Here is a 25,458-nt window from a genome sequence, read left to right on the forward strand (position 1 = left end):
CGATAAAGAGTTGTCCTGAACTTTACGCGCGAGAAGAGGAGCGTCCGATGTATATTCCCATATCACGAATCAACGCCGCTTCGCTGACCCGCTCACCGCAACAGGCGGACCATACTTCTGCCGGTTCATCTTCGCTCAGCTTCCCGGAGATGATGGCAGCTGTGGGAGCGGCAATTGAGGAACAGGCACGCAGAATCAAGGCAAGGTACAGTCTGTCCGTCCGCATTATGGCGGTAGCCAAAGACGGCAGCAAGGGGGAGAAGACCGGCGCAGGAGACCGGAGTGATCAGCGGGAGCTTATAATCGCTCCGAATATTCTGCAGCAGATGAGCAAAGATCCTGTGATGCAGCGTAAGGTGTATGGCTATCTTGACGAGTATGTGCGCGAGCCGCAATCCTCACCCGGCCATAGTCTGATCGTTCACAGGGACGGAACCTCCTCCCTTCTTCCTGCCGCCCCCAGACCAGCAGCCGTACAGGAGATTACCCATCTACATACCGGGCAACCGGAAATCGCGGGCAGCTTATACGATCAGGACAGACTGAAGCAGCTAGCGTTCCTCCGGGCCAGAAGAGCAGGCAGGCACCGGTAACAGAGTGTAATCCGCAAATAAGATCCCTGAATCCATATGAGGTGGAGGCAGGGGTCTTTTTGTAAGGTCCTGCGCGTCCCGGAGGCGAACAATGGCCTATCCTCCTGCATAGCATATAGCACCTGCTTGCTATTTGTAAGTGGAAAGGGGGCGCATGGCTAATGGGTATCCAGCTTACTGCGATTCATTGGGTGTATCTGGTGTTTATTGTGTTCATTCTGGCGCTGCTGATCAAGCGGCGTGATACGACAATGATCTGTGTGACCGGGATTCTGGCGCTCGGGCTGCTGGCGACGGCGACGCTTAGCGGGTCGGTGTCGGGGATCTTTAATTCTTTTGTCTATGCAACCAAGGAGCTGCTCGGCACCATAATGATTATCTCCATTATCGTGGCGATGAGCCGGATTCTGATTATAACAGGCATCAACGAGACGATGGTATCGCCGCTCACCCGGTTCCTGCGCACACCGGCGATGGCCTACTGGGGAATCGGACTGATTATGATGGTGACCTCGTTCTTCTTCTGGCCGTCCCCTGCGGTAGCGCTGGTCGGGGCGGTTCTGCTGCCGGTGGCGGTCCGGGTCGGTCTGCCTACGCTGGGCGCAGCGGTAGCCATGAACCTGTTCGGGCACGGGATCGCCCTCTCCGGCGATTATATTATTCAAGGCGCTCCGAAGCTGACGGCGGATGCCGCTGGTCTTCCAGTGTCTAGCGTGATGCAAGCCAGTATCCCCCTGGTTGCTGTGATGGGGATAGTCACGACGGTGAGCGCATTCTGGATGATGAAGCGCGACCAGAAGAATGGCACCTGGAGAGACGGCCTGGTCGCTTCCCCGGGAGCAGCAGAGCCGCCGGCTGATGCGGGGACGGATGATGCCCAGCCAGTGCTCATGAGTGACCGTCTGCGCAAAGGGCTGGCGATCGCCATTCCGCTGCTCTTCCTGCTGGATGTGATCGGCATGTTCGTGCTTCACCTGCAAGGTGGAGATGCTACCGCGCTGGTCGGGGGAACCGCCGTGCTGATCCTGATTGTCATTACCCTGCTGGCCCATCGCGGCCAGGGGCAGGGCCTGGAGAAGATCACCGCCTATCTTATCGAAGGATTTACCTTCGGCTTCAAGGTCTTCGGGCCGGTCATCCCGATTGCCGCCTTCTTCTATCTGGGCGACGCCGCCTTCACTGAGCTGTACGGCAAGGTGCTGCCGGACGGCTCGCACGGCATCGTGAACGACCTGGGCGTGGCCCTGGCGAATCACGTGCCGCTGAACGGGGTGGTGGGAGCCGTAACGCTGACGGTAATCGGGGCGATTACCGGCCTCGACGGCTCCGGATTCTCCGGCATCTCGCTGGCCGGCTCGATTGCCGGGCTGTTCGCCGCCGCGATCCACTCCGGCGCGGCAACGCTGACCGCCCTTGGGCAGGTGGCCGCCATCTGGGTCGGCGGCGGCACCCTGATCCCGTGGGCGCTCATTCCCGCCGCTGCGATCTGCGGCGTCAGCCCGTTCGAGCTGGCCCGGCGCAATCTGAAGCCGGTCCTGCTGGGCCTTACGGCAATGACCATTGTCGCCATGTTCCTAGTGTAGGCACCGCTTAAGGTACCATACCCTCCACCGGCTTGGGCGCATACGGACCCTAGCGCCGTTATTCCCTAGCCACCACCACTCCAGTACACACAGACCTGAGCGTTGTAAACTTCATAACCTCCTCCACTCAGGTACGTACGGACCCCAGCGCCGTTATTTCCAGAAACCAGCCTGTTTTCGAACCCATGCGGACTCCAGAGCCTTTATTGCTCTCATTTGGCCCAATTCGGCCTTGCATATGGAGGGATAAGGTCTCTCTAGTCCGCATGGAGCGAAAGGCCACGGTTTTGAGAGTAATAACGTCCGTACGGTCCGCATGGAACAAGAGTGTGCGAAAAGGGGACAATCACCTCCACCCGCCCGTGCGCATACGGACCCCAGCGCCGTTATTTCCAGAAATCAGCCTGTCCCCCCAAATCACACGTAGCACCAGTTGCTGCCCGCCACAACCAGATAAATATTCGTTCCGGGTGAACCCCGCGCCTACAATCCGCATAAGATTTCCTTCCCTAATCCATCCTACAGAAGAACGGACATTGTGATGGAGGGGGAAGTATAATATGAAGCATTACGAATCTAGTCTGCGCACCAACAGCACGGTGGATCAGGCGCACGATGCGGTGACGAAGCTGCACAATGCTGTAACCCAGGCTTCGAGTCATCCGACCGGGCAGATGATGGAGCAGGCAGAGAACAGCCTGGAGCACGCTGAGGAAGCCGTGCGCCATGCCCCGGAAGGTTCGGTCGGGAAACAAGGGGTAGAGCTGGTCCAAGAGAGACTGGAGGAAGAGAAGCGCAGATTGTCTTCGCTGGATGGGCAGGTTGTCGAGTCCCAGGATTAGAGCCTGAAACAGGCTATGTTGAACAGGCATTCCCGGAGTTGATCCGGGGTGCCTGTTTGCTTTTAATGGTACCCGAGGGGCAATGGGGGGAGCTTGTGCAATCATTTGCCGGGAAATAGGTTATAAGGTAATGACGAGACCATTCAGAGGAGGTACATATCTATGCCGGAAGCGGATAACACTGATTCATGGAGTCCTCCGGAGACACCGGAGATGCTGCATGCTGCGCTTAAGGAAATTACCAGGTGGGAGAAAGAGCAGAATAGGCTGATGATCTGGGACCGGATTACCCGGTTGCCGTTCAAGCTGCTAGATGCAATTACGCCAAAGGTTATCCACGATAAGGTGGGCCGGCTGCTCGATGAACTGGGCGGCTACATCCAGAACGGCGGTAACTATCTGGTGGCCGGGCGCAAGGTGGGCAGGCTGATGGAAGAGACAAGCCGGGCGGCGGGCGCTCCCTCTACTGGGCCGTTCCCGCTGGCTGTCATGGATGCAGCGGCACTGAAGCTCGCGGAGCGGAGCCGGAATACGGCTACGGCCCAGGGGGCGACTACGGGCTTCGGCGGGATTTTCACACTGGCTGCCGATATTCCGGCTGTCCTGGGCCTCTCCTTGAAGGCGATCCAGGAGATCGGCTTGTGTTATGGCTACGATCCGACCGATAAGGCCGAGCGGATCTTCACCGTGAAGGTGATGCAGTTCGCCTCCTCCGATGTGGTCGGAAAGCGCACGCTGCTGAAGGAGCTGAATCTGCAGGCAGGCGGGGACGGCAATATTCTCGCCGCGACCCAGGAGACCGTATCAAGGATTCAGGGCTGGAAGGAGGTAGTAACTGTATACCGCGACAATTGGGGCTGGAAAAAGCTGCTCCAAACCGTTCCGGTTGCAGGCATGTTCTTCGGCGCATACCTCAACCGCAAGACGCTGGAAGAGGTCACAGAGGCTGCGCGGATGCTCTACCGCAAAAGACGGATTATCTCCAGGCTGGCAGAGCTGGAACAGAGATGATACGCTGAGGGTACTGCAGCAGGGCACGCATGGATAGGAGAGAGAAGATGAAACACACAGCTCCACAGCATAACACTCAGGAGTTGATCGGGCAGGCGGAGTCTTTCATTACGGCCTGCTATCAGGAACTGGGGTTAACAGAGGATGAACGGGACCTGCGTCTGGCGGACATACGCGAAGAGTTGCAGCGCACAGGTACATACAGGCACACGGGAGAAGAGCTGGCGCACGGGGCAAGGATGGCCTGGCGTCATAACAGCCGCTGCATCGGAAGACTGTTTTGGCATTCCCTAGATGTGATTGACGCCCGCAGAGCAGAGACAGTAGCGGAGGTCGCGGAGGCGCTGCTGCATCATATGAAACATGCGAATAACGGCGGCCGTATCCGGTCGGTCATTACCGTCTTCCGCAGTGAAGAGGAGCAAGGCCGTGCTATCCGGATCTGGAATCATCAGTTGATCCGCTATGCCGGTTATCCCGGGGACGGTGAGCATCCGCGTGCCGGTGATCCGGCTTCGGATGAATTCACCGCCGTCTGCCTTAAGCTGGGCTGGCAGGGCACGGGCGGGGATTTCGACATTCTGCCGCTCGTAATCAGCATCGGCGGGGAGGAACCCCGCTGCTTCCCTATCCCGGCAGGACTTGTACAGGAGGTGCCGCTCAGCCACCCGGAGATCCCGCAGTTCACGGAGCTGGGCCTGCGCTGGTATTCCGTTCCGATTGTCTCGGACATGTGCCTGGAGATCGGCGGCATCCGTTATCCGGCAGCGCCATTTAACGGCTGGTACATGGAGACGGAGATCGGCTCGCGGAATTTCGGCGATACGGACCGCTACAACCGCCTGCCTGCGGTGGCTGATCTTCTGGGCCTGGACCGCTCTACGAACACCTCGCTGTGGAAAGACCGGGCCCTACTGGAACTGAACCGGGCGGTCCTCCATTCCTTCAAGCAGGCAGGGGTCAGTATTGTGGATCATCATACAGCCGCAGACCAGTTCGTCCGCTTCCAGGAACAGGAGCAGCAGCAGGGTCGGGAAGTGTCAGGCAAGTGGGGCTGGCTGATTCCGCCGATGTCGCCTTCCTCCACGCCGATCTGGAATGACAACAAGCTGCGTGATTTGCAGCTAAGCCCGCGCTTCGTCTACCGGAAGAAGGAGGCTGATTCTCAGCAGCATGGCGCTGAGGGTGCAGAAGTGAAGGGTTGCCCTTTTCATCAGTCCATGAAGAGTGATTGATCAATAGCTGCCGGGTTTGCGCATCCTGAGGTGAAGGTGAGCACCTTCCTGGCTAATTCGATGCTGTGCAATATGGCGCTTACGCTAGGCATGCCGGAATTGAAGCCGAAGCGCAAGTAACCTATGAGTCAATCTGCACAAGATAGAAATAGTCATGTTACCCTTTCTGTGATACTATTTATTTCTATATCCAATGAGGAAGTGAAGCTTAATGATCAGCATTACCATTCCGTCACCGGAAGTTATTATTTACAAGCAAGCTAACCCTGAGCTGAGCCATATTTACGGATTCACCGATTTCCACCTGATTACCCGCGAAGCCGGCGGCATCTTCATGTTCTACAATGATCAGGACGAGCTGTTGTTTGTGGGCAAGGCCCGCAAGCTAAGACCGCGGATCAAGAAGCATTTCGAGGATAATGTATCCGTGATGAAGCCCCACCGTGATGAGGTTACCCGCATCGAAGTCTGCCTCGTCGAAGATCCGGTGGACAGAGAGATTTATGAGACCTACATCGTGAACAAGCTTCGCGCGAAGTACAATGTCGAGAAGGTTCTGTATAAATAAGGTTTGATGGAAAAGGCGTGGTCCCTGCGGACTGCGCTTTTTATTTTTCCTGCTTCAAGCACCCAACTCCGCAGCGTTTTCCTCTTGTTTTAATAAACGAAATTTGAGACAATAAGGTATTGTTGCTGCTAATGTCCCTGTCAAGGTAGAATAGATAGATTGAACTTTAATGTTTTGAAAAGAGGATATGAAATGAATAAAGAATCCATTTATGGATTGACCTTGGAGCAATTGACGGCATGGCTGCTGGAGCATGGCCACAAGAAATCCCGGGCCGCTGCTGTCTGGGAATGGCTGTATCGCAAGCGGATCACCAGCTTCGCCGAGATGGACGGAATGAATCAGGAATGCATAGAGCTGCTGGAAGAGCATTATGTGTTTCAGACGATGGAAGAGCATGTCAAGCAGGAATCGGCCGACGGTACGGTGAAGTTCCTCTTCCGCCTCCAGGACGGCAACCTGATTGAGACAGTGATGATGCGGCAGAAGTACGGCTTGTCCGTATGTGTCACCACTCAGGTCGGCTGTAATATCGGGTGCAGCTTCTGTGCAAGCGGGCTGCTGGCGAAGAGCCGGGACCTGACCAGCGGCGAGATCGTGGAGCAGATTATGAAGGTCCAGCATTATCTGGATCAGGCTGGTCTGGGCCAGAAGGTCACCCATGTCGTGGTTATGGGGATCGGCGAGCCGTTCGATAACTTCCGGCATCTGCTGAACTTCCTGATTACCATCAAGGATCACAAGGGTCTGGCGATTGCCGGCAAAGGAATCACCGTATCCACCAGCGGTCTGGCGGACAAAATCAGAGAATTCGCCGACGCCAATATGCAGGTCAATCTGGCGATCTCGCTGCATGCCCCGAATAATGAGCTGCGGACACAGATTATGAAGATTAACCGGGCGATTCCTATAGAGAAGTTAATGCCGGCGATTGATTACTATCTGGAGAAGACGAACCGGAGAATCACGCTGGAGTATATCCTGCTCAAGGATATCAATGACCGCGAGGAGCATGCGCTGGAGCTGGCTGCGTTAATCGGAGACCGCCGCCAATTGGCGAACGTCAACCTGATTCCGTATAATCCCGTGGATGAGCATAGCCAGTATCAGCGGAGCAGTCGGGAGTCGGTGCGTGCCTTCTTCGATACGCTGAAGAAGCAGGGTGTCAGTGTCAGCACCCGGCTGGAGCAGGGCGTCGATATTGATGCGGCCTGCGGACAGCTGCGCAGCAAGCAGATCAAGAAGACCAAAGGCAAAGCCGCAGATACTGTGTTACAATAATCTGGCAGTGAATTGAGAAATGAGGAATGCAACTTGTTGACATTTACAAGCTACACCGTGGAGAACGTAAGAGATCCATTTAATATCCTAAGCGGCAAGCGATATGAGTTCGTCGTGAATATTGATGTGCCGGAGGATGATGAGCTGTACGTGGAGAACGGCGTGTCCGCCCGCGTGATTGTCAAAGTGGAAGAAGAGCAGACAAGCATTGTCAGCTACGATCTGCTGGAGACCTCGTCAGGCCAGCTGCTCGATTTCGATATGGAAGAAGATGAGGAAGCCGCGCTGCTTCAATTCTGTTCGGAGCATGTTCCTGCATAGGACAGGGCGGCAACGGTCTTAAGAAAGAGGAACTGCTGATTTCAGCAGTTCCTTTTTTTGTGCAAATCTACAAATAGATTCGCGTTCAAGCCCCAGCTTCCCTAGCCCAGGCAGCCTTCCACATAATAATGGATCTGCTTGTTCCACCACGGCCAGTCATGGCTGACATCATGGCCCCAGTAATCAATCCTGGCCGGAATGCCCTTCTGCCCCAGCACCTCCTGAAGCAGCCGGGTCTCATGCAGCATCTCATCCTCATACGCCCCTTGACCGACACAGACGATAATTGTGCTGTTGCGGTACTGGTTCAGATAATGCTCATCCGTCAGGCCCGGCAGGTAATGCAGCGGTGAATTAAGATAGACGTTCCCGCTCATATAGTCGCCGAAGAAGTAGTAGGTGGAGTAGACGCCGCTCAGGGCGATCAAGGTATCGAAATAGTGCGGATAACGGAAAAAGAAGCTGGCGCTGTAATAAGCGCCCATCGAGCAGCCGGAGATCAGAATGTGCTGGTCGGTCCCGCCGTTGTTGTGCTTGCTCTCATGGAGGATGCCGGGAATCAGCTCATGCGCGATATATTTGTCATATTGCTCATGACGGTGTATCCGGTCCTCGTTGTTCCAGTGAGTGGAGAAGAAGGTCTCCTCGTCCAGACTGTCGCAGGCCCAGATCTGCAGCTTGCCCGCTTCAATGAAGGACGAGAGCGTATCGATCATGCCCGAATCCTCATATTGATAAAAGCGTCCAAGCGAGGTGGGGAAGACGAGCATCGGTTTGCCGGCGTGGCCGTAAATTTTATACTCCATGTCTCTGCCCAGGTTGTGGCTGTACTCCTTATGGTAGCTTATCCTCATCCGTTAACACATCCTATCCCTCTTCTTGTTGAATATAGCCTCTAATGTCTCTGACCTCCGAAAGCTCGGGTGAACGGAACTGATAAGCGCGGTTGCCCATTGCTCTGCTGAAGACCTCTTCAATCTCGTCATAATTGACGATCTTCCCGCCGAATGCATGGTAGATGTCCTCATGGCTGTGAGCGTAATGCTTATGATTCTTGCGGCTGGCATAGCCGGTACAATATTTGCCTTCGTATGGACCGCCGACCTCATTATGCACAACCATGCTGGCCCATTCCTTATACACATTCACATCATAGGCGAAGTTAATCGCATCAGTCATCCAAGCGCCGGGCGGGCGCATATTTACTTCCAGGGCAATGATCCGGCCATCCTTGTGCGATTTGAACAGCTCGATATGGAAGAACCGTTCCCGGATGTCAAAAGCCTGCAAAATGCTCCGGCCCGCCTCCTCGACCTCTGGACTGATCTCCCGCAGACAGAAGTAGTAGAGGTGATTGTCCGTATTGACGACATCCATCACACTGTTCTCGAACAGGTGGCTGACCGCGAAGCGCACATTCCCGTCCCTGTCCACCAGCCCGTCATAGGTGAGGATGACCCCGTCTATGAATTCCTCAATAATGAAGGCTACATCCTCCGGCTTCGTGTCAAAAAAGTGCTGGAGCTCCTCTTCGTTATTGATCTTATACGTGTTACTGGCCCCGGAGCCGAGATCGGGCTTCACCACCAGCGGGAAGCCGGCGCTCTGGATGAAGCTCTCGACGCTCTCACGCGTTGTGCCGGTGGAGAACTGGACGGTGCTTACCCCGCTTTTGCGGAAAAATTCCTTCATCTTGGACTTCTGCTTCAGATTATGGACGAAATCCGATTTAGTGCCGTAGATGTTGAAGTCCGTACGGATCGCGGCATCCTGCTCCAGCCAGTATTCATTCAGCGACTCGAAGCGGTCAATCTTGCCGTACTTATGGGTGAAATAACCGACAGCCCGCAGAATCTCCTCGTAGCTCTCGAGGTTGCTTACCCTATAGTACTCGGTCAATGCCGATTTCAGCTTGTCCTCCAGCTGGTCATAGGCTGCATCGCCAATCCCAAGCACCGTGGCTCCCTGCTCCCGCAGATGTGTACAGAATTCAGCGCTGTTCTTGGGGAAATGCGGGGAAAAGAAAATAAAGTTCATGCAGACCGGCCCCTTTGGCTAAAATATAATTCCGAGTTGTTTTGTATGATTAATTTAATCTACCAGCTTCGCCAGCATCCGTCAATCCTCTTCGTGCTATTTTGGCTGCAGGGTGCGGTTGAGCCGGGCGAGCAGCCCGCTGAAGAGTCCGCAGTCCTCCGGGGACCAATCCCCGAAGATCTCCCCGTAGCGCGCAAGCCGGATGTCCCGGGCCTCGGCGAAGGTCTGTGCACCAAGCGCAGTAAGCTGAAAATAGCTGGAGCGCCCATCCTGCGGATCAGGCACCCGTTCCACATAGTTCTTCGCCTCCAGGACACTTGTCTGCCTGCTGATGGTAGAGGTGTCGAGGCCGAATTGTTCGGCAAGCGCCTTAACGCCTACCTTGTCGTGTATCGACAGATGGTGGAGCAGGGTATACGAGGAGCGGTCCAGCCCGCCATGCTTCTTATCCAGCGAGCCAAGGCGGATCAGCGTGATCAGCTCCTGGTTCAGAGCTTCGAGGTGCTTATCCTTCTGTTTATCAGCCATAGTTAGATTCCGTCCTTTACCGGTTACTTTGTCATATGTCTCCCTAGTATAAGTGATAACACCGGCCTTATGCTAAGTCACCGGATATTGCCGCCTTGTTATGAAAGAATCATGAAATAAGTCACATTGACTTTCAAACATATAGTTGTATAATACACATATATTAAATTAATTGTATCATACACCTATATTGGGGTGAACCGCAAAATAGAGGAGAGAGCGCCCTTGAGCAGTCCGGCGGCAAAACATTCATCATTCTGGCTGATTATTCTGGCCATCTTTTTCGGCAATTTCATGGCTATTCTCAGTACAACCACCATTAACGTAGCGTTCCCGGTCTTCCTGAAGGACTTCCACGCCGGGATCAGCACCGTACAGTGGATGATTACCGGCTATCTGCTGGCTACCGGCGTCATTGCACCTGTGGTGGGTTATTTCGGGGATAAATGGAGCTATAAGCTTCTCTACGTATTCGCCCTGTCGGGCTTCACCTTGTTCTCGGCACTGTGTACGGTGGCCTGGAATATTCATTCACTGATTACCTTCCGCATTATCCAGGGAATATTCGGCGGCCTGATCATCCCTACCACCATGACGATGATTTATCAGTTTATCGAAAAAGAAAAGCAGGCCTTCGCCATGAGTCTCTGGAGCCTGTCCTCGATGCTGGCACCTGCCTTCGGCCCGACACTCGGCGGCTGGCTGACCGGATATTTCGGCTGGAAATCGCTGTTCGTAATCAATCTGCCGATTGGCCTGATTGCCATTGGCGTAGCGCTCAAGTGCCTGCCCTTCCAGCGGCAGAACACCGGGAGCAGAAGCTTTGATCTGCCGGGCTTCGTCACAGTCATTCTAAGCAGCGCCTTCATTATTCTGGCGTTCAATAAAGGGGGCGCCTGGGGCTGGACGTCATGGAATACCCTGACCTTGCTGCTGGTTGGGGCGGCGGCCTTAACGTATTTCATCCGCAGGGAGCTGTCGATCCAGGAGCCGCTGCTGAATCTGAAGGTATTCCGGCAGAGCCGGTTCACCTACAGCCTGATCATCAACTGTATTATTACCGTTGCGTTATACTCGGGGACCTTCCTGATCCCGGTATTCCTGCAGGATATCCAGCAGTCTACCCCGCTGAAGACTGCGCTGGTGCTGTTGCCAGGCTCCATCGTGATGGCTGTACTGTCACCGGTGGTCGGCAAGCTGTACTCCCGGATCGGACCGTTCTGGCTGATCCTGGGCGGCATTCTGCTGCTGAGCGCTTCAACCTGGGAACTTGCCCACATCACGCTGGCCGTGACCCATACCCGTGTCGCGGTGCTTATGGCGGTGCGCAATGTCGGCATTGCGCTGGCCTTTATGCCGGTGACCAATGCCGGAATGTCGGCGGTGCCAAGGGCCATCACCGGCCACGCCTCCTCCGTGACCAACTGGGTCCGCCAGGCTACAGGTGCCTTATCCATTGCCGTATTCAGCTCGCTGCTCGCTTCCAGATCGCTGGCCCACCAGCAGGAGCTGGCGGATGGGCCAGCCCGGGCAGCCGGTTCTCTGTTGAAGGCGCAGGGGATGACGATGGGCGTGCAGGATATTTTCCTGATCGCTACGGCAGTGGGGCTGCTGGCTATTCCGCTGACCTTTCTCCTGAGAAGCGGCAGCGGCAAGCCTGCAGCGGCCCCTGCTCCGCAGGCAGAGGCTTGAAGCCGGGACTCTGGCGTAAATACTCCTTTATAATGCGTTATAGCGCTTTCTCTTCGCATGTTGGGCGATTATGAGTTAGAATACTATAAAGTGAGCAAATAATAGGAGTTGTATACATGTCTAATAATGACGAAGTATTTTTGACCAAAGAAGGCTTGGCCAAGCTGGAGGAAGAGCTGAGGGAACTGAAGGGAGCAGGGCGCAAGGAGCTTGCAGCCCGGCTTAAGCTGGCGATCAGCTACGGCGATCTGAAGGAGAACAGCGAATACCACTCCGCCAAGGAGGATCAATCCTTCATGGAGACCCGCATTATGATTCTGGAGAAGATGCTGATCAAGGCGCAGATCGTGGATGCCAGCAATATGGATCTGAGTACAGTCAGCGTAGGCTGCATCGTTATCCTCAACGATGTGGAGTACTCGGAGAAGATTGAATATAGAGTGGTTGGCCCGGCGGAAGCCGATGTACTGGACAACAAGATTTCCTACGAGAGCCCGCTCGGCAAAGAGCTGATCGGCAAAAAGGTAGGCGATATCATCAGCGTCAATGCCCCGATGGGGATCATCAAATACGAGCTGCTTGAGATCAAAATGCTGTAAAAGAAGACCTAACCGGAATCCCGTGGCCCTTAATTTAAGGGTGCGGGATTTTTTTTATGTTTTGGGGTCCCCGCAAAGTACCTGAGTCAACACCTACGCTAAAGCTCCACTTTGTGGGGTTATTTTGTCTGCACGCGGCGGGAGTCATAGGCAATTGCTATCAAGGATATTGCTTCCTTGTCTTAGACGCTCCCTGCCAAGGAGGGTTATAGTAGAAAATAACTACTACATAGAGGAGTCCTGGCTTGTGATTCAGACTGTACTCACGACACTTGTTGAGGTCATCGTACCGCTGTCCATTCCGGTGGCCGCCGGAGCGCTGCTTGGACGGTATAAGCAGCTCGATACGAAGCCTCTGCTGACGCTGTACCTGTATTTTCTCAGTCCGGCTATTATTCTGGACACGCTGGCTACGGCGGATATCTCCTTCGATGATGTCTATAAGACACTGGCCTTCTCGCTCATGAACCTGTTTCTGCTGTGGGGTGTGGCAACCCTAATCGGTAAAATGCTGAAGCTGGCTCCGCCGGAGGCCGCCGGTCTTACGCTCATCTCCACCTTTACGAACAGCGTCAATTATGGCCTGCCGCTGGTGCTGCTGGCCTTCGGCCAGCTGGGCCTGGACAAGGCATCGGTCTATGTCATCGCCCAGATGGTAATCGTGAATACGATCGGCGTGTATTTTGCCGCCCGGTCACAGTTCTCCGTGCGCAGCGCGTTGAAGTCAGTCTTCTCGCTGCCGGCCATCTACGCCGCCATCCTGGCGCTGCTGCTGCGGGCGCTTGGCCTGCATATGCCGCATGAGCTGGCTTCGGGAGTGTCAATGGTCGCCGGTGCGTATTCGCCGGTTGTGCTGGCGATTCTCGGCGCACAGATGGTGAAGGTCAGAGCCGCGCACACGGAGCGCAATGTGCAGCTGGCCTTCTGGACGGGGCTGACCGTCCGGCTGGTGCTGGCTCCGCTGCTGGCCGCGCTGGTGCTGCTCGCCCTGAACATCACAGGCACCCTGTTCTCGGTGCTGCTGATCCTGGCTTCCATGCCGGTGGCTGTCAATTCCGTCGTCCTGGCCGAACGCTTCGGCAGCTCGCCTGCGCTGGTCTCGCGCTGTATCGTCTGGACGACGCTAGCCTCCTTCCTGGTCCTGCCGGTGCTGATTGCGGTGGTGGGGGGATAGGGTGCGCGAGCTGAATGTATGCGAATAACCGAATAGAGGGGCAATAGCGCCCCCCCGGAAGTAATTATTAAGACACAGGCACTTCACTCATTAGTGCATGTACATTTTGATCGGGGTCCTGAAAGAACGTCATCCAGGTTGCGGTTTGACCCATCTCAGCCACTTTATGCGGCTTGTCCAGGAAATGTACATTCCGCCCGACTAACGTTTCGTACGATGCGTGTATATTGTCTACTTGGAAATAGAACACCGAGCTGGGATGATCGAACCGCGGGTCTTCAGCAATACTCAAGACCATCTGCAGTCCGTTACACTCCAGGAAAGTCATGTTTGGGATCTGAAATAACAGATTTAGGCCTAGAGTATCTTGATAGAACCGGGTGGCTGCCTCAATGTCATGTACCCGAATAGATATTTGCCCGATTCCTTTAATTTGAAATTCTGAATTCATATAATATCGCTCCCTTGTTCAATTGTAATTTCCACGCAGTAAATGTAACATGTTCAGCTGATTCAGTGCTTTTCCAAAATCACTTTTTTCTAAACATCTGGGGCGATAATCCCGTTCTTTGTTTAAACACCTTATTGAAGGAAGTGACATTGTCGAAGCCAATACTTAGGCTAATCTCGGTTATACTACTCTCCGTTTGAGCAAGGAGACGCTGTGCTTCAAGTATCCTTTTTTCGAGGATGAACTGGTGTGGCGTTCTTTTGAAAAAGTGGCGGAAGTTGCGGATCAGATGGTTTTTAGAGAGACATGAGACCTTTGAGACTTCTTCAAGGGACACGTTTTGGTTGTAATACGCATGTAAGTACTCGTATGCTACGGTCAACCGCCTGAACAGCTCCTCCCTGGTGGCCTGGCGCGTGCCGGGGACGGTATTAATTTCTTGAGCCATCTTCTGGTGGACGTTAAGCATTGCTTGAATTAGATTTTGATATTGTTCATCGACCCAGAGATTCTCGCTACCGAGTGCAGGTAAGGAATTCTTGAAGTTCTCGAGAAGTGGAGTTATCAAATGACTATTGCGGTATGACTTGGTGTGAAATTGCAACGGGTGCGTTGTTTCTGAAAATGGATCGTCTAAGGACTTCTCTATTCCTAAATGAACGGCTCTATGAACCTCTTCAGCAAAGCCAGTCTTGAAAAATACACAAAAAGAGTCGACTTCGGTTTCTGACTCAATGGCTATAGCGTACTGCTCCCCTTCATTTAACAGGAGGTAGCCCTCTCGCTCAACAGCATAATGGCCGAGTTTTGTTTTGTAATAGGCCCGGCCATTCCGAAATGTCTTGATCGAAAGGGGGCCGGTGCCTTCCCAATGATGAGTTGTACTTTGCGCCTGCAGAACGAAATTACGCTGGAACAAAGGGAATCTGGAGGTTCCCATCTATAGAGTTCATCCCCTTCCACAGTTGGTCCACTCCATTCTACAATAGTCCACAGCAATAACAAAGAAGCTCCCTCTTCATGATCTGAAGGGGGAGCTTCTTGTATACAGTGAGGCTGCTTCATGCTGAACAATAGGGCGAAGCCTCAATCCGGCTGGCCTTCAGCGACCTGGATGGTGAAGATGAAGGTAGCTCCGCCCACTAGACCCGGCTTGGCATAGATCGTTCCGCCCATGAGGTCGACCAGCATTTTGCAGATGGACAGCCCGAGGCCGGTTCCGCCGAACTTGCGGTTGATGGTGGCTCCGATCTGGGTGAACGGCTGGAACAGATAGTTCATCTTATCCGCTGGAATGCCAATGCCGGTATCTTCAATAATGAATTCCAGCTCCAGCAGCTTATCCATAGCCTGCCGGAGATGGACATGCACTTTGACGCCGCCGGTGATCGTGAACTTGATGGCATTGCCGATCAGGTTATTCAGTACCTGGCGCAGACGGTTGGGGTCACCGATAAGCAGGGCAGGAATGTCAGAATCAATAGAGGTCTCCAGGGTCAGGCTGCGTTCTTTCGCCAGAGCCCTGAACAGATCGACCGTTTCTTTGATGCAGGAGTGAAGATTGAACAGCTCGTAATCCAGCTCCATTTTACCGGATTCGATCTTGGTGAAGTCCAGGATGTGCGTAATGACAGAGACAAGCGCGTGACCGCTGGTATGAATGATTTCGGCCATCTCCTGGTCGTCAGCGGACAGCTCGGAGGAACGAAGCACATCCGACATGGCAATAATCCCGTTCAGCGGGGTGCGGATCTCATGGCTCATCATGGCAAGGAAGCCGCTCTTGATCCGTAACGCCAACTCGGCCGTCTCCTTCAGCTCGGTCAGGATGCCGTTGGCCTTCTCCAGCTCCTGCGTTTTGAGCTGCAGCTCCTTGCGGGTCTGGTAGAGACGGACGAAGCCGTCAATCTTGCTTTTTAACACGGTCGGATGAAACGGCTTGGTCAGATAGTCAATGGCCCCGGCCGAGTAAGCCAACATATAGTTCTCCAGCTCTGAGGTCAGCGAGGTTAAGAAAATAATAGGGATATCCCGTGACTTCTGACGCATCTTAATCCGTTTCGCCGTTTCAAATCCGTTCATGCCAGGCATGAGCACATCCATAATGATCAGGGCAAATTCCTGCTCCAGCAGACATTTCAGAGCATCCATGCCCGAGAGGGCTTGAACCAGCCGGTAGGGCGAATCGGCCAGCAATGCCTGAATGGACAGGAACTCGTCTGCCCGGTCATCTACAACCAAAATATTAATCGGATACTCCATGCTGCCTCCTATTGAATCAACCATAATTTCAGCACTCTCACCAGCTGTGTGGTATTAATTGGTTTGGATATATAATCGCTCGCCCCAGCTTCGAGGCATTTGACCCGGTCTTCCTCCAAGGCGCGGGCGGTCAGCGCAATAATGACGATCTGATCATAGTCTGGGTTTAGCCGGATATGCTTCATCGTCTCGTAACCATCCATCTCCGGCATCATAATATCCATGAATATCAGCTCTACGCCCGGGTGGGTCTCCAGATGCTCCAGGGCTTCTCTGCCATTCTGGGCAAAGCTGATCTCCATATTATAACCTTCCAGCACACTGGATAACGCAAAAATATTACGCATATCATCATCCACAAGCAGAATGCTTTTCCCGGCAAAAGCGGACTCCGGATTATGCAGGTTCTCGATCAGGCGCTGCTTATCCAAAGGCAGGTCTGCATGCTTGCGGTGGAGGTAGAGGGCCGTATCGTCATAGAGACGTTCCATTGAACGCACGTTCTTGATCACAATACTCTCGGCGTAGTGCTTAAGGCGCTGCTCATCTGTCTTGCTGAGATCCTTGCCTGTATAAATAATCACCGGCAGGGTCTGCAGCTTGCGGTTGGTCTTGACCTGCTCCAGCAGGTCGAAGCCGGAAATATCCGAGAGACCCAGGTCCAGCACCATACAGTCAAAATGATGGCTGGCCAGATGCTCCATCGCTTCTCTTCCGGTGCCCACTGCAATAATGTTCACATCGGGATGGGCGATGAATTCGACAAGACTGCCGCGCAGAACCTTGTTGTCTTCGACAATCAGCAGACTCTTCACCGGACGGCGGATATAAGTCTCAATCTGGAGAAAGGCTGCTTCCAGCTCTGCATAATCATTCGGCTTCTTCCAGAAGGATAAAGCGCCCATCGACAGGCTCTGTTGGTTCTCCTCGGCTGTTGAAATCACATGCACAGGGATATGCCGCAGCTCCGGCCGGCTCTTCAGGCGGCTGATAATGGACCAGCCGTCCAGAACGGGAAGATGCAGATCCAGCAGGATTGCATCAGGCTTGTAGGCATGGGCCAGGGCAAGCCCCTGATCGCCCTGGAAGGCGACGATGGCCTTGAAGCCCCGGCTGCGCGCCAGCTCCAGCAGCCGGGCGGCGAATTCGGCGTCCTCCTCGATAATCAGCAGGGTAATATCCCCGCTTAGCAAATTGCTGCGGTCATCATCCATTTCCGCATATTGCAGCAGCTTCGGATTAGAGATGGAAATGTCGGGCACGAAGGACTCGCGGAAGGCCGGATTCTCACGGCGGATAGGATCGGAAGCTGGAATCTCCGGAGAGGCTGCTGCTGAATAGGCTGCGGCAGCAAGGGTCTGGGCATCCTCTCCCGGTTCCACAGCGGGAATAATGAGGGAGAAGGTGCTGCCCTTGCCTTCCACGGAATCCACCTCAATTCTTCCGCCCAGCAGGGTAGCCAGCTCCCGGCAGATCGTGAGGCCGAGACCGGTGCCGCCGTATTTGCGGCTGGTGGTGCCGTCTGCCTGCTGGAACGCCTCGAAGATACTCTCCAGCTTGGAGGCGGCAATGCCGATACCGGTATCGCTGACGGCGAAGATGACCTCTTCGCCGCTGGTGCGGATCGACAGGGAGACGGAGCCTTGCTCCGGTGTGAATTTGATGGCGTTGGATAACAGATTATTCAAGACCTGCTGCAATCTGTGACCGTCGGTCATCAGATAATCCGGCAGCCGGTTGTCGGAATGGACATCGAACCGCAGGTTCTTCTTCTTGGCCTGCTGTTCGAAGTGGCGGAAGACATGATTGCTGAGATCCTGTGGGGAGACCGGCTCGATGACAGGGGTCATTTTGCCGACCTCCAGCTTCGCCAGATCGAGAATCTCATCGATCAGCTGCAGGAGATCCTTGCCTGCCGAGAAGATCGTATGAACGTATTCCAGCTGCTTCGCTTCCAGATTGCCGTCCTTGTTCTCGGCAAGAATCTGCGAGAGGATCAGCAGGCTGTTCAGCGGCGTGCGCAGCTCATGGGAGACATTGGCCAGGAATTCCGATTTGTACTGCGCGGCCATGAAGATCTCCTGCGCCTGTGCCTGGATCTCCTCCTTCTGCTTCTCAGTAAGCTCGACTTGAAGCAGCAGCTGATCATGGGAGGCAGCCAGCTCCTCCTTCTGGATCAGCAGTTCATCGGCCTGAGTTTGCAATGTATCGGTCTGGGCCTGAAGCTCCTCCGTCTGAGACTGAAGCTCTTCTGTCTGGGCCTGAAGCTGCTCCTTCTGCTCCAGCAATTCACTCGTCTGGGCTTGCAGCTCCTCGGCCTGATCTGCGATCTCGGACTTTTGCATTTCGGTGATTTGAAGCTGCTTCTGCATATCGCGGTTTGCCGCAGAGATCTCGTCGGCCTGGGCCTTGATCTCCATGGTTTGCCGGCGGGAGATCTCCATCTGATTCTGCAATTCCAGGTTGGAGGCATGCAGCTCTTCCGTCTGCTGCCGCAGTTCCTCCGTCTGGGCTTCAATCTCGTCCTTCTGGGCCTCTGTGAGCTTCATTTGTGTCTGAAGCTGTTCATTGGAGGTCAGCAGGCTCTCGGACTGCGCCTCCAGTTCAGTCTTCTGGTCCTGTAACTGGTCGGTCTGCAGGCGCAGCTCCTCTGTCTGGGCCATCAGCTCTTCGGTCTGGGCTTCCAGTTCCTGGGTCTGGGCGGTCAGTTCTTCCGTCTGGGCTTCCAGTTCATCCTTCTGCAGCTGAGTCTCACTCAACAGATCTTCGATCCGGGCGACATCCGCCAGTGTATTAATCAGCACGCCCATATTCTGTCCGGTGCGTTCAATCAGCTGCATCTCCTTGGAGCTGAACGGGCGTAGTGCCGCCAGCTCCATGACAGCAACAATTTCCTGCTCATGCTTAATAGGAACTATAATCAGTGAGGCAGGCGCAGCCTCCCCCAGACTGGAACGGACCTTGATATAATGCTCTGGAAGATCCTGCAGAACAATCATCTGCCCATCGAGTGCGCATTGTCCGACCAGGCCGCTGCCCAGTGGTATGGACTCCTGCTGTCCGGCGGAATCATCGAAGGCATAGCCGGCCGCGAAGTTCAGCTGACCGCCCTGCTTCAGATAGACCGCCCCGTAGCTTCCGCCGACAGCGGTAGCCAGCCTGCCGATGAACACACGCGAGGCCGTCCTCAGCTGGACAGAGCCTTGAAGCAGCAGCGCCATCTCAGATACCTGGGTATTAATCCAGGCCTGTTCTTCGGCTCTAAGCCGCAGCTCGCGCTCATCGGCGGTTCTATGGTGAAGGTCAGCCGCCAGCCTGAAAAAGGAAGCGGCCAGCTGCCCGAATTCATCCGTCCGCACAGTAGCCGCCGCCGCAGGGTTGAGACGGTCTGCGGCGATATCCTGCGAGATCTCCTTGATCTGCTTCAGGCCGCGGTCAACATTCCGTCCGATACTGTAAAGAAGTCCAATACTGACCAGAATGCCGCCTGCGCCTAATCCTGCTGCAAGCAGGCGCGAGCCTCCCTCCATAAAGAGGAAAGATATAGTAATCATACTGCCTAACAGCAGTATAGTAGCTGAAGTTGCTAACCAAACCTGTTGTTTTATTCTCATTGTTCGCCGCCTTTGTTCAGTTAGAATGTTTAGCTATATAATTATAGCTTTTATGGAGCTTCAGTGATATAGAAGACATGAAGAAAACACCTTAAACCTAAAATTTACAAGGCTTCCCGGAGGCGGGCCCGCTTTTGCAGGAGGTTTCATGAAAACTTTGAAATCACCGCAATTTACTTAAAATTTTGCTTGTAAGCAGCGGGTAGAGCGTGTAAGATAACAGACATGCTTCATATTAGATTTCTTATAACAGATTTCATATAACTCATATAATCTTGGGAATATGGCCCATAAGTTTCTACCGGATAGCCACTGTAATTATCCGACTATGAGTGAAATAGCGCATCTAGGGTTCCGTTTCTTGTACTGCGGCACGGGAAAGACTGGTCCAAGCGATGCGGACACGTATATGTGTTACACCACCAAGGGACAAAAACCCAGAAGGACAGATTCACTTGAGAGAAACACTCAGGGAATCTGTCCTTTTTATTTTATCTGTCTTTTTTATTTCTAAGGAGGAAGATCCGCTGTAATGAAAGTATTGGAAGAACGCATTAGACAAGAGGGCTTAATTCTATCGGAGACTGTACTGAAAGTGGACTCATTTCTGAACCATCAGGTAGACACGGCGCTGACGCTTGCGATCGGGAAGGAATTTGCAGCGGTCTTCGGGGACCGGCAGATCACCAAGGTGCTGACTGTGGAGGCCAGCGGCATCCAGTTCGCCATGGCGGCGGGAATTGCGCTGGGCGTGCCGTTCATCTATGCCAAGAAGAAGAAGGCAGTCACCTTGTCCGAAGCGGTGTATTCGGCACCGGTTCACTCCTTCACCCGTCAAGAGGACTACCAGATCAGCATCTCACAGAAATATCTCGGGCCGGACGATACCGTATTGATCGTTGACGATTTCCTGGCTACCGGCGCGGCGCTTGTAGGGCTATGCGATATCGTAGCAGAGTCCGGGGCGCAGCTGGCCGGGGTCGGCTGTGTCATTGAGAAGAGCTTCCAGGAGGGACGCGGTCTGCTGGAGCAGCGCGGAGTTCCGGTGTATTCCCTGGCACGGATTGCTTCCATGTCGCCGGGTGAGATTCATTTCATAGATAATGAAGGATTAATCAAGGAGCGTGCAGGATGTTAAGCAAACAGAAGATACTGGCCCTAGGGCTTCAGCATGTACTGGCGATGTATGCCGGAGCGGTCATTGTACCGCTGGTTGTCGGGGGAGCACTCAATTTGAACGGTACGCAGATGGCGTATCTGATAGCAGCGGATCTGTTCACCTGCGGGCTGGCGACCCTGCTGCAGATTATGGGCAGCAAATATTTCGGGAGCGGGCTGCCGGTGGTGCTCGGCTGTACCTTCACGGCGGTCAGCCCGATTATCGCCATCGCTTCAGGCTCCAATCTGGCGACAGCTTACGGCGCGATCATTATCTCCGGGTTGTTCGTGGTGCTGGCAGCCCCGGTGTACGGGAAGCTGCTGAAGTTCTTCCCGACCGTGGTCACCGGCTCGGTAGTCACAATTATCGGGCTGTCGCTGATTCCTGTTGCGATGAATAATGTGGCCGGCGGCCAGGGAAGCGCCGACTTCGGGCAGCCCCGCAATCTGCTGCTGGCTCTGATTACTCTGCTCGTTATTCTGGCCGTGAACCGGCTGACTACAGGGTTCCTGCGTTCCGTATCGGTGCTGGTAGGACTTGTAGTGGGTACAGTAATCGGCTATGGCATGGGCATCGTGCATTTCTCTACCGTGACCACAGCCTCCTGGGTCAGCGTTGCACAGCCGTTCTACTTCGGCTGGCCGCAGTTCAGCATCACCGCAATCTTCACAATGATTATCGTGAATATCGTGTCTATGGTCGAATCGACCGGGGTCTATTTTGCCGTTGGTAAGGCGACGGACCAGCAGGTGGAGCAGAAGCAGATCGTGAACGGCCTGCGTTCTGAGGGACTGGCCATCATGCTGGGCGGCCTGTTCAATGCCTTCCCGTACACCGCATTCTCCCAGAATGTCGGCTTACTGTCGCTAACGCGGGTGAAGACGCGGAATGTTATTTTTGCAGCAGGCGGAATTATGATCGTACTTGGTCTGCTGCCTAAGCTGGCGGCACTGACTACAGTGGTGCCGAATGCGGTGCTGGGCGGGGCGATGATTGTCATGTTCGGCTCGGTCGCTGCTTCCGGCATGTCGATTCTGTCCGATGTGGATCTGCGCAAGGACGGCAATCTGCTGATCGCTGCCTGCAGCATCGCGGTGGGCCTCGGCTCTGCAGTGCTTCCGTCCATGTTCGACCAGCTGCCGGAATTCGCTCGGATGCTGCTGCAGAACGGAATCGTGTCCGGGTCGCTGACAGCGATCATTCTGAATATCTTCTTGTCGAAGACCCAGGAGAGTGCGGTTCCTGCCGCAGCCGCTCCGGAAACGAAGTAAAATATTCCATCCGCGTAGCTCTAATAAGATGAACAGCCGATTCCGAAATAAATGGAACTCGGCTTTTTTTTGCTTCATATGAACGGAGCCTGTTGTATAATTTATACAATGACAACTAGAAGGGACTGGCAGAGGACATGAGAAAGTATTGGCTGAGCATTCTCGGCAGTCTGGTGCTGGTGTTGAGCGTTCCGCTGCTCTCGGTCCTCCAGACACATCAGATTAAGGGAGACAGGCCGCAGGCGGTGCAGGGTGTGATTGACCTTCGCTCCTGGGACGCCCGCCACGACGGGATTATGAAGCTGGATGGAGAGTGGGAGCTGTACCGGGATGTGCTGCTGTCGCCTGAGGATTTCCATCCGGTGAACGCTGGTAAGGAGGTCCCCGCCGCCTCTACGATGATTCAGGTCCCAGGGAAGTGGAACGACGATATCTCTGAACAGGGCGGGCGCAGAGCCAAAGGCTATGCTACATACCGCCTCCAGGCGAAGATTACCCCAGGGGAAGCCATGGTCTACGGCCTGCGCACCAGCAACATCCGCAGTGCCGGCAAGGTCTATCTGAACGGGCAGGAGATTGGAAGCAGCGGAACCCCGGCAGCCTCGGCCTCTGAGGGCAGACAGAATAACATGCCTTTTATGGGATTCGCCTCGGTAACCGGGGATACCATGGAGATTATTGTGCAGGCAGCTAACTACAGCTACTCCTCAGGCGGGATCGTTCAGCCGATTGTGATCGGTAATCAGGCCGCTATTTTGAAGCACAGGGAATTTGCCCTGTTTGTAGACGGGGCTGCACTGATCGGATTCTTCGTGCTAGCCCTCTTCCTGCTGATGTTCTCCAAGGTAAGGGAGAGCCGGGGGGTCACACTGTATCTGGGCTTGTTCTGCATAGCGGCCTTTGTCTACATTTTTACGCATGGCGAAAAGCTCATCCTGGCAGCGCTGCCCGGCTTCCCTTACGAGATTGTACTCAAGCTGCAGCTTGCGTCCTCTACACTGGTCTATTATTATCTGCTGCACTATGTCGCCAATTCAGTGAACTACCCGATGTCCATTGGGATGATTAAGGCCTCCAGGCTGGTTACGGCATTCCTGCTGCTGATTGCTGTCTTCGTCCCGGCCTATCTGTTCAGCTATCTGGAGGTGCTGCTGCTGACCTGGGGCTCGGTGAGCCTGGGCTTCGTGCTCTACTCCATGGTCCAGGGCACCCGGCGAAATCCTAAGAATATGTTCCTGATGATGGTCAGTATCGAGAGCCTGAGCGTGGTCATTATCTATTATCTGGTCAGCTTCATGGGCATGACCTTCAGCTATTTCATCATCTCCTACGAGATACTCCTGTTCGGGTTCGTGCAGGCGATCCTTATGACCCGGCAATACGCAGCTTCCTTCCGCGAAGTGGAACAGCTCTCACGCCGCCTTTTGTCGCTTGACGGCTTGAAGGATGACTTCATCTCTGATACCTCGCAGGAGCTGCGGAGGCCGCTGCAGGGGATTGTCAACATGGCCAAGGTGCTGGCTCAGGGGACGGCCGGCTCCATCAGCGCTGCCCAGCAGGATCAGCTGCTCACGATTGTCTCCACGGGCAAGCGGCTTACAGCCCTGATCCATGATATGTCGGACTTCGCGAAGCTGAATCACGGCTCGCTCTTCCTGCGCCGGCAGGCCGTCGATCTCCGCATGGCAGCTTCCTCCATTATGGCGGTCACCCGTCAGGTCTACGGCAACAGCCAGCTGGAATTCCAGCTGAGTCTGCCGGAGCAGCTTCCGCTACTGGAGACGGATGAGCAGCGGTTCGCTCAGATTCTGCATAATTTACTCGCGAGTGCAGTGAATTATACGCCCAGAGGCGTGATAACGCTGTCTGCTGAGGTTAAAGAAGAGTATGTTGCCATCATCATAACAGACACTGGCCAGGGTATCGCGCCTGAGCGTCTGCGTACGATTTTCGATGCCAATGATCCAAGCGGTCCTGCCGCCAGTAAGGTCTACCGTGAGAACGGGCTTGGCCTCAGCATTACCCAGAGGCTGGTAGAACTGACGGGCGGGGAGATTGAGGTACATTCCGAACTGGGGCAAGGCTCCGTCTTCTGCTTCACCCAGCCGATCCTGCAGAGGAGTAATGCACTGCTGGAGGAGGAATTCGGAGAGCTTCACGGCTGGGAGACAGCGCCTTCGTACCCGCTTCCCGGAGAAGAACCTGTGCAGCTGCCGTCTGAAGACTGCTGCTCCATTCTGGTAGTGGATAATGATCCCGTTAACCTCCGCGTGCTGGTAGGCGTATTGCAGCTGGATAACCATTCTGTGATTACCGCCAGCAGCGGGGCTGAGGCGATCCAGATCATCCAGCAGCATCCTGAGCTTGATCTGGTGATTGCCGACTGGGTAATGCCGGAAATGCCCGGGCTTCTGTTATGCAAGGCCATCCGTGAACGGTTCACCTTATCCGAGCTGCCGATTCTGGTGCTGATGGCGAGCAGCCGTCCTGATGATATCCTCGCAGCCTTCGAGGCCGGAGCGAATGATTATCTGAGCAAGCCGGTGGAAGTGCGCGAATTCAAGGCACGGATGCAGACCCTGCTGGATATGCGCAAGTCGATCCGGGTATCCGTCCAGTCGGAGATTGCCTTCCTGCAGGCGCAGATTAAGCCGCATTTCTTATATAATGCGCTGAATGCCATTATCTCGGTCTGTCCGGAGGACCCGGACAAGGCCACGGAGCTGCTGCTGGACCTCAGCCAATACCTGCGGAGCAGCTTCGACTTCCAGAACCGGGGACAGACGGTTTCTATGGAGAAGGAGCTGGGCCTCGTCAAATCCTATCTTGCGCTGGAGCAGGCACGGTTCGATGAACGGCTGAACATCGAGTTCGAGGTGCCGGAGGATGTGATGGCGATGGTTCCGCCACTGAGCATCCAGCCGATTGTGGAGAATGCCGTTAATCATGGCCTGATGCAGAAGGAGGCCGGAGGGACGGTACGGCTGACAGTTGAGCTGCTGCCCGGCTGCCTCAAGGTAGCAGTCACGGATGACGGTGTAGGAATGACTCCGGAGAAGATTGCTGAGGTCCTCTCGGAAGAGCGGACAGAGGGGGGCATAGGGCTGCGCAATATTCAGCACCGTCTGCTCAAGATGTACGGAGCAGGCCTGAATATCGACAGTGTACCGGGAAGGGGAACCGCTATATCATATACCATCCCCACCTAAAGGCATTTGAGAACTACGAACGAAGAGG

21 protein-coding genes and 1 riboswitch are annotated in these 25,458 nt (G+C 54.5%); of the genes, 14 read left to right on the plus strand and 7 right to left on the minus strand.

Translation table 11 applies throughout. The features are described from left to right. Positions 1-47 precede the first annotated feature (47 nt). The 8 genes from MKY64_RS28940 to MKY64_RS28975 all read left to right on the plus strand — a co-directional run bounded on the left by MKY64_RS28940 (position 48) and on the right by MKY64_RS28975 (position 7,434). On the plus strand, positions 48-593 hold the full coding sequence (locus tag MKY64_RS28940; RefSeq protein WP_036722773.1) for a hypothetical protein: 546 nt from the start codon (positions 48-50) through the stop codon (positions 591-593). Between the two features lie 161 nt (positions 594-754). Next, entirely contained in the window at positions 755-2,176 is a 1,422-nt protein-coding gene (locus tag MKY64_RS28945; RefSeq protein WP_340957292.1) for a hypothetical protein, read from the plus strand. Positions 2,177-2,736: 560 nt separating this feature from the next. After that, positions 2,737-3,018, plus strand: coding sequence for a hypothetical protein (locus tag MKY64_RS28950; protein ID WP_340957294.1), 282 nt, complete (start codon positions 2,737-2,739; stop codon positions 3,016-3,018). Positions 3,019-3,180: 162 nt separating this feature from the next. Beyond that, positions 3,181-4,029, plus strand: a complete 849-nt coding sequence (locus tag MKY64_RS28955; protein ID WP_209868730.1) for an EcsC family protein — start codon at positions 3,181-3,183, stop codon at positions 4,027-4,029. A 47-nt stretch (positions 4,030-4,076) separates the two neighbouring features. Then, a complete protein-coding gene (locus MKY64_RS28960) occupies positions 4,077-5,264 on the plus strand; it encodes a nitric oxide synthase oxygenase (protein WP_340957297.1) in 1,188 nt (395 codons plus the stop codon). A gap of 211 nt (positions 5,265-5,475) precedes the next feature. Continuing rightward, positions 5,476-5,832 carry a nucleotide excision repair endonuclease gene (locus MKY64_RS28965; protein WP_036722768.1) on the plus strand — a complete coding sequence of 119 codons (357 nt, stop codon included), beginning with the start codon at positions 5,476-5,478 and terminating at the stop codon, positions 5,830-5,832. Between the two features lie 192 nt (positions 5,833-6,024). After that, positions 6,025-7,113 (plus strand): 23S rRNA (adenine(2503)-C(2))-methyltransferase RlmN, encoded by a 1,089-nt coding sequence (gene rlmN, locus MKY64_RS28970; protein ID WP_340957299.1) that lies wholly within the window; start codon positions 6,025-6,027, stop codon positions 7,111-7,113. A gap of 33 nt (positions 7,114-7,146) precedes the next feature. Next, the gene (locus MKY64_RS28975) at positions 7,147-7,434 is read left to right on the plus strand and encodes a DUF6509 family protein (RefSeq protein WP_076081434.1); all 288 of its coding nucleotides are present in this window, start codon (positions 7,147-7,149) and stop codon (positions 7,432-7,434) included. A 101-nt stretch (positions 7,435-7,535) separates the two neighbouring features. Here the strand turns inward: MKY64_RS28975 and MKY64_RS28980 are convergent, their stop codons facing one another. The 3 genes from MKY64_RS28980 to MKY64_RS28990 all read right to left on the minus strand — a co-directional run bounded on the left by MKY64_RS28980 (position 7,536) and on the right by MKY64_RS28990 (position 9,999). Beyond that, positions 7,536-8,288 (minus strand): esterase family protein, encoded by a 753-nt coding sequence (locus MKY64_RS28980; RefSeq protein WP_340957302.1) that lies wholly within the window; start codon positions 8,286-8,288, stop codon positions 7,536-7,538. Between the two features lie 13 nt (positions 8,289-8,301). Further along, the gene (locus tag MKY64_RS28985) at positions 8,302-9,471 is read right to left on the minus strand and encodes an ATP-grasp domain-containing protein (protein ID WP_340957305.1); all 1,170 of its coding nucleotides are present in this window, start codon (positions 9,469-9,471) and stop codon (positions 8,302-8,304) included. Positions 9,472-9,567: 96 nt separating this feature from the next. Then, a complete protein-coding gene (locus MKY64_RS28990; protein WP_036722756.1) occupies positions 9,568-9,999 on the minus strand; it encodes a MarR family winged helix-turn-helix transcriptional regulator in 432 nt (143 codons plus the stop codon). Positions 10,000-10,224: 225 nt separating this feature from the next. Between MKY64_RS28990 and MKY64_RS28995 the strand changes: the two genes are divergently transcribed. The 3 genes from MKY64_RS28995 (at position 10,225) to MKY64_RS29005 (ending at position 13,464) form a co-directional block, all read left to right on the plus strand. Beyond that, the gene (locus MKY64_RS28995; RefSeq protein ID WP_340957307.1) at positions 10,225-11,691 is read left to right on the plus strand and encodes an MDR family MFS transporter; all 1,467 of its coding nucleotides are present in this window, start codon (positions 10,225-10,227) and stop codon (positions 11,689-11,691) included. Between the two features lie 116 nt (positions 11,692-11,807). Beyond that, the gene (gene greA, locus MKY64_RS29000; protein ID WP_036691918.1) at positions 11,808-12,290 is read left to right on the plus strand and encodes a transcription elongation factor GreA; all 483 of its coding nucleotides are present in this window, start codon (positions 11,808-11,810) and stop codon (positions 12,288-12,290) included. A 247-nt stretch (positions 12,291-12,537) separates the two neighbouring features. Next, entirely contained in the window at positions 12,538-13,464 is a 927-nt protein-coding gene (locus MKY64_RS29005; RefSeq protein WP_340957309.1) for an AEC family transporter, read from the plus strand. Positions 13,465-13,531: 67 nt separating this feature from the next. Here the strand turns inward: MKY64_RS29005 and MKY64_RS29010 are convergent, their stop codons facing one another. From MKY64_RS29010 to MKY64_RS29025, 4 genes are all read right to left on the minus strand, one after another. Further along, complete coding sequence (locus MKY64_RS29010; RefSeq protein ID WP_340957310.1) at positions 13,532-13,915, minus strand: VOC family protein; 384 nt, start codon at positions 13,913-13,915, stop codon at positions 13,532-13,534. Between the two features lie 79 nt (positions 13,916-13,994). Next, positions 13,995-14,855, minus strand: coding sequence for a helix-turn-helix domain-containing protein (locus tag MKY64_RS29015; protein ID WP_340957313.1), 861 nt, complete (start codon positions 14,853-14,855; stop codon positions 13,995-13,997). A 146-nt stretch (positions 14,856-15,001) separates the two neighbouring features. Then, positions 15,002-16,177, minus strand: coding sequence for an ATP-binding response regulator (locus MKY64_RS29020; RefSeq protein ID WP_340957314.1), 1,176 nt, complete (start codon positions 16,175-16,177; stop codon positions 15,002-15,004). Positions 16,178-16,185: 8 nt separating this feature from the next. Further along, positions 16,186-19,791 (minus strand): response regulator, encoded by a 3,606-nt coding sequence (locus MKY64_RS29025; protein ID WP_340957316.1) that lies wholly within the window; start codon positions 19,789-19,791, stop codon positions 16,186-16,188. Positions 19,792-20,036: 245 nt separating this feature from the next. Then, positions 20,037-20,140: riboswitch (purine riboswitch) on the plus strand. Between the two features lie 183 nt (positions 20,141-20,323). Here MKY64_RS29025 and MKY64_RS29030 point away from each other — a divergent pair. The 3 genes from MKY64_RS29030 (at position 20,324) to MKY64_RS29040 (ending at position 25,430) form a co-directional block, all read left to right on the plus strand. After that, positions 20,324-20,929, plus strand: a complete 606-nt coding sequence (locus MKY64_RS29030; RefSeq protein WP_036722745.1) for a xanthine phosphoribosyltransferase — start codon at positions 20,324-20,326, stop codon at positions 20,927-20,929. Then, positions 20,923-22,221 (plus strand): nucleobase:cation symporter-2 family protein, encoded by a 1,299-nt coding sequence (locus MKY64_RS29035; RefSeq protein ID WP_036722743.1) that lies wholly within the window; start codon positions 20,923-20,925, stop codon positions 22,219-22,221. The genes MKY64_RS29030 and MKY64_RS29035 overlap by 7 nt, the downstream gene beginning before the upstream one ends. Before the next feature lie 137 nt (positions 22,222-22,358). Further along, positions 22,359-25,430 (plus strand): ATP-binding protein, encoded by a 3,072-nt coding sequence (locus MKY64_RS29040; protein ID WP_340957320.1) that lies wholly within the window; start codon positions 22,359-22,361, stop codon positions 25,428-25,430. Positions 25,431-25,458 lie beyond the last annotated feature (28 nt).

It is taken from the genome of Paenibacillus sp. FSL R7-0210, assembly GCF_038009085.1.
In the GTDB taxonomy this organism is placed as follows: Bacteria; Bacillota; Bacilli; order Paenibacillales; family Paenibacillaceae; genus Paenibacillus_AQ; species Paenibacillus_AQ silagei.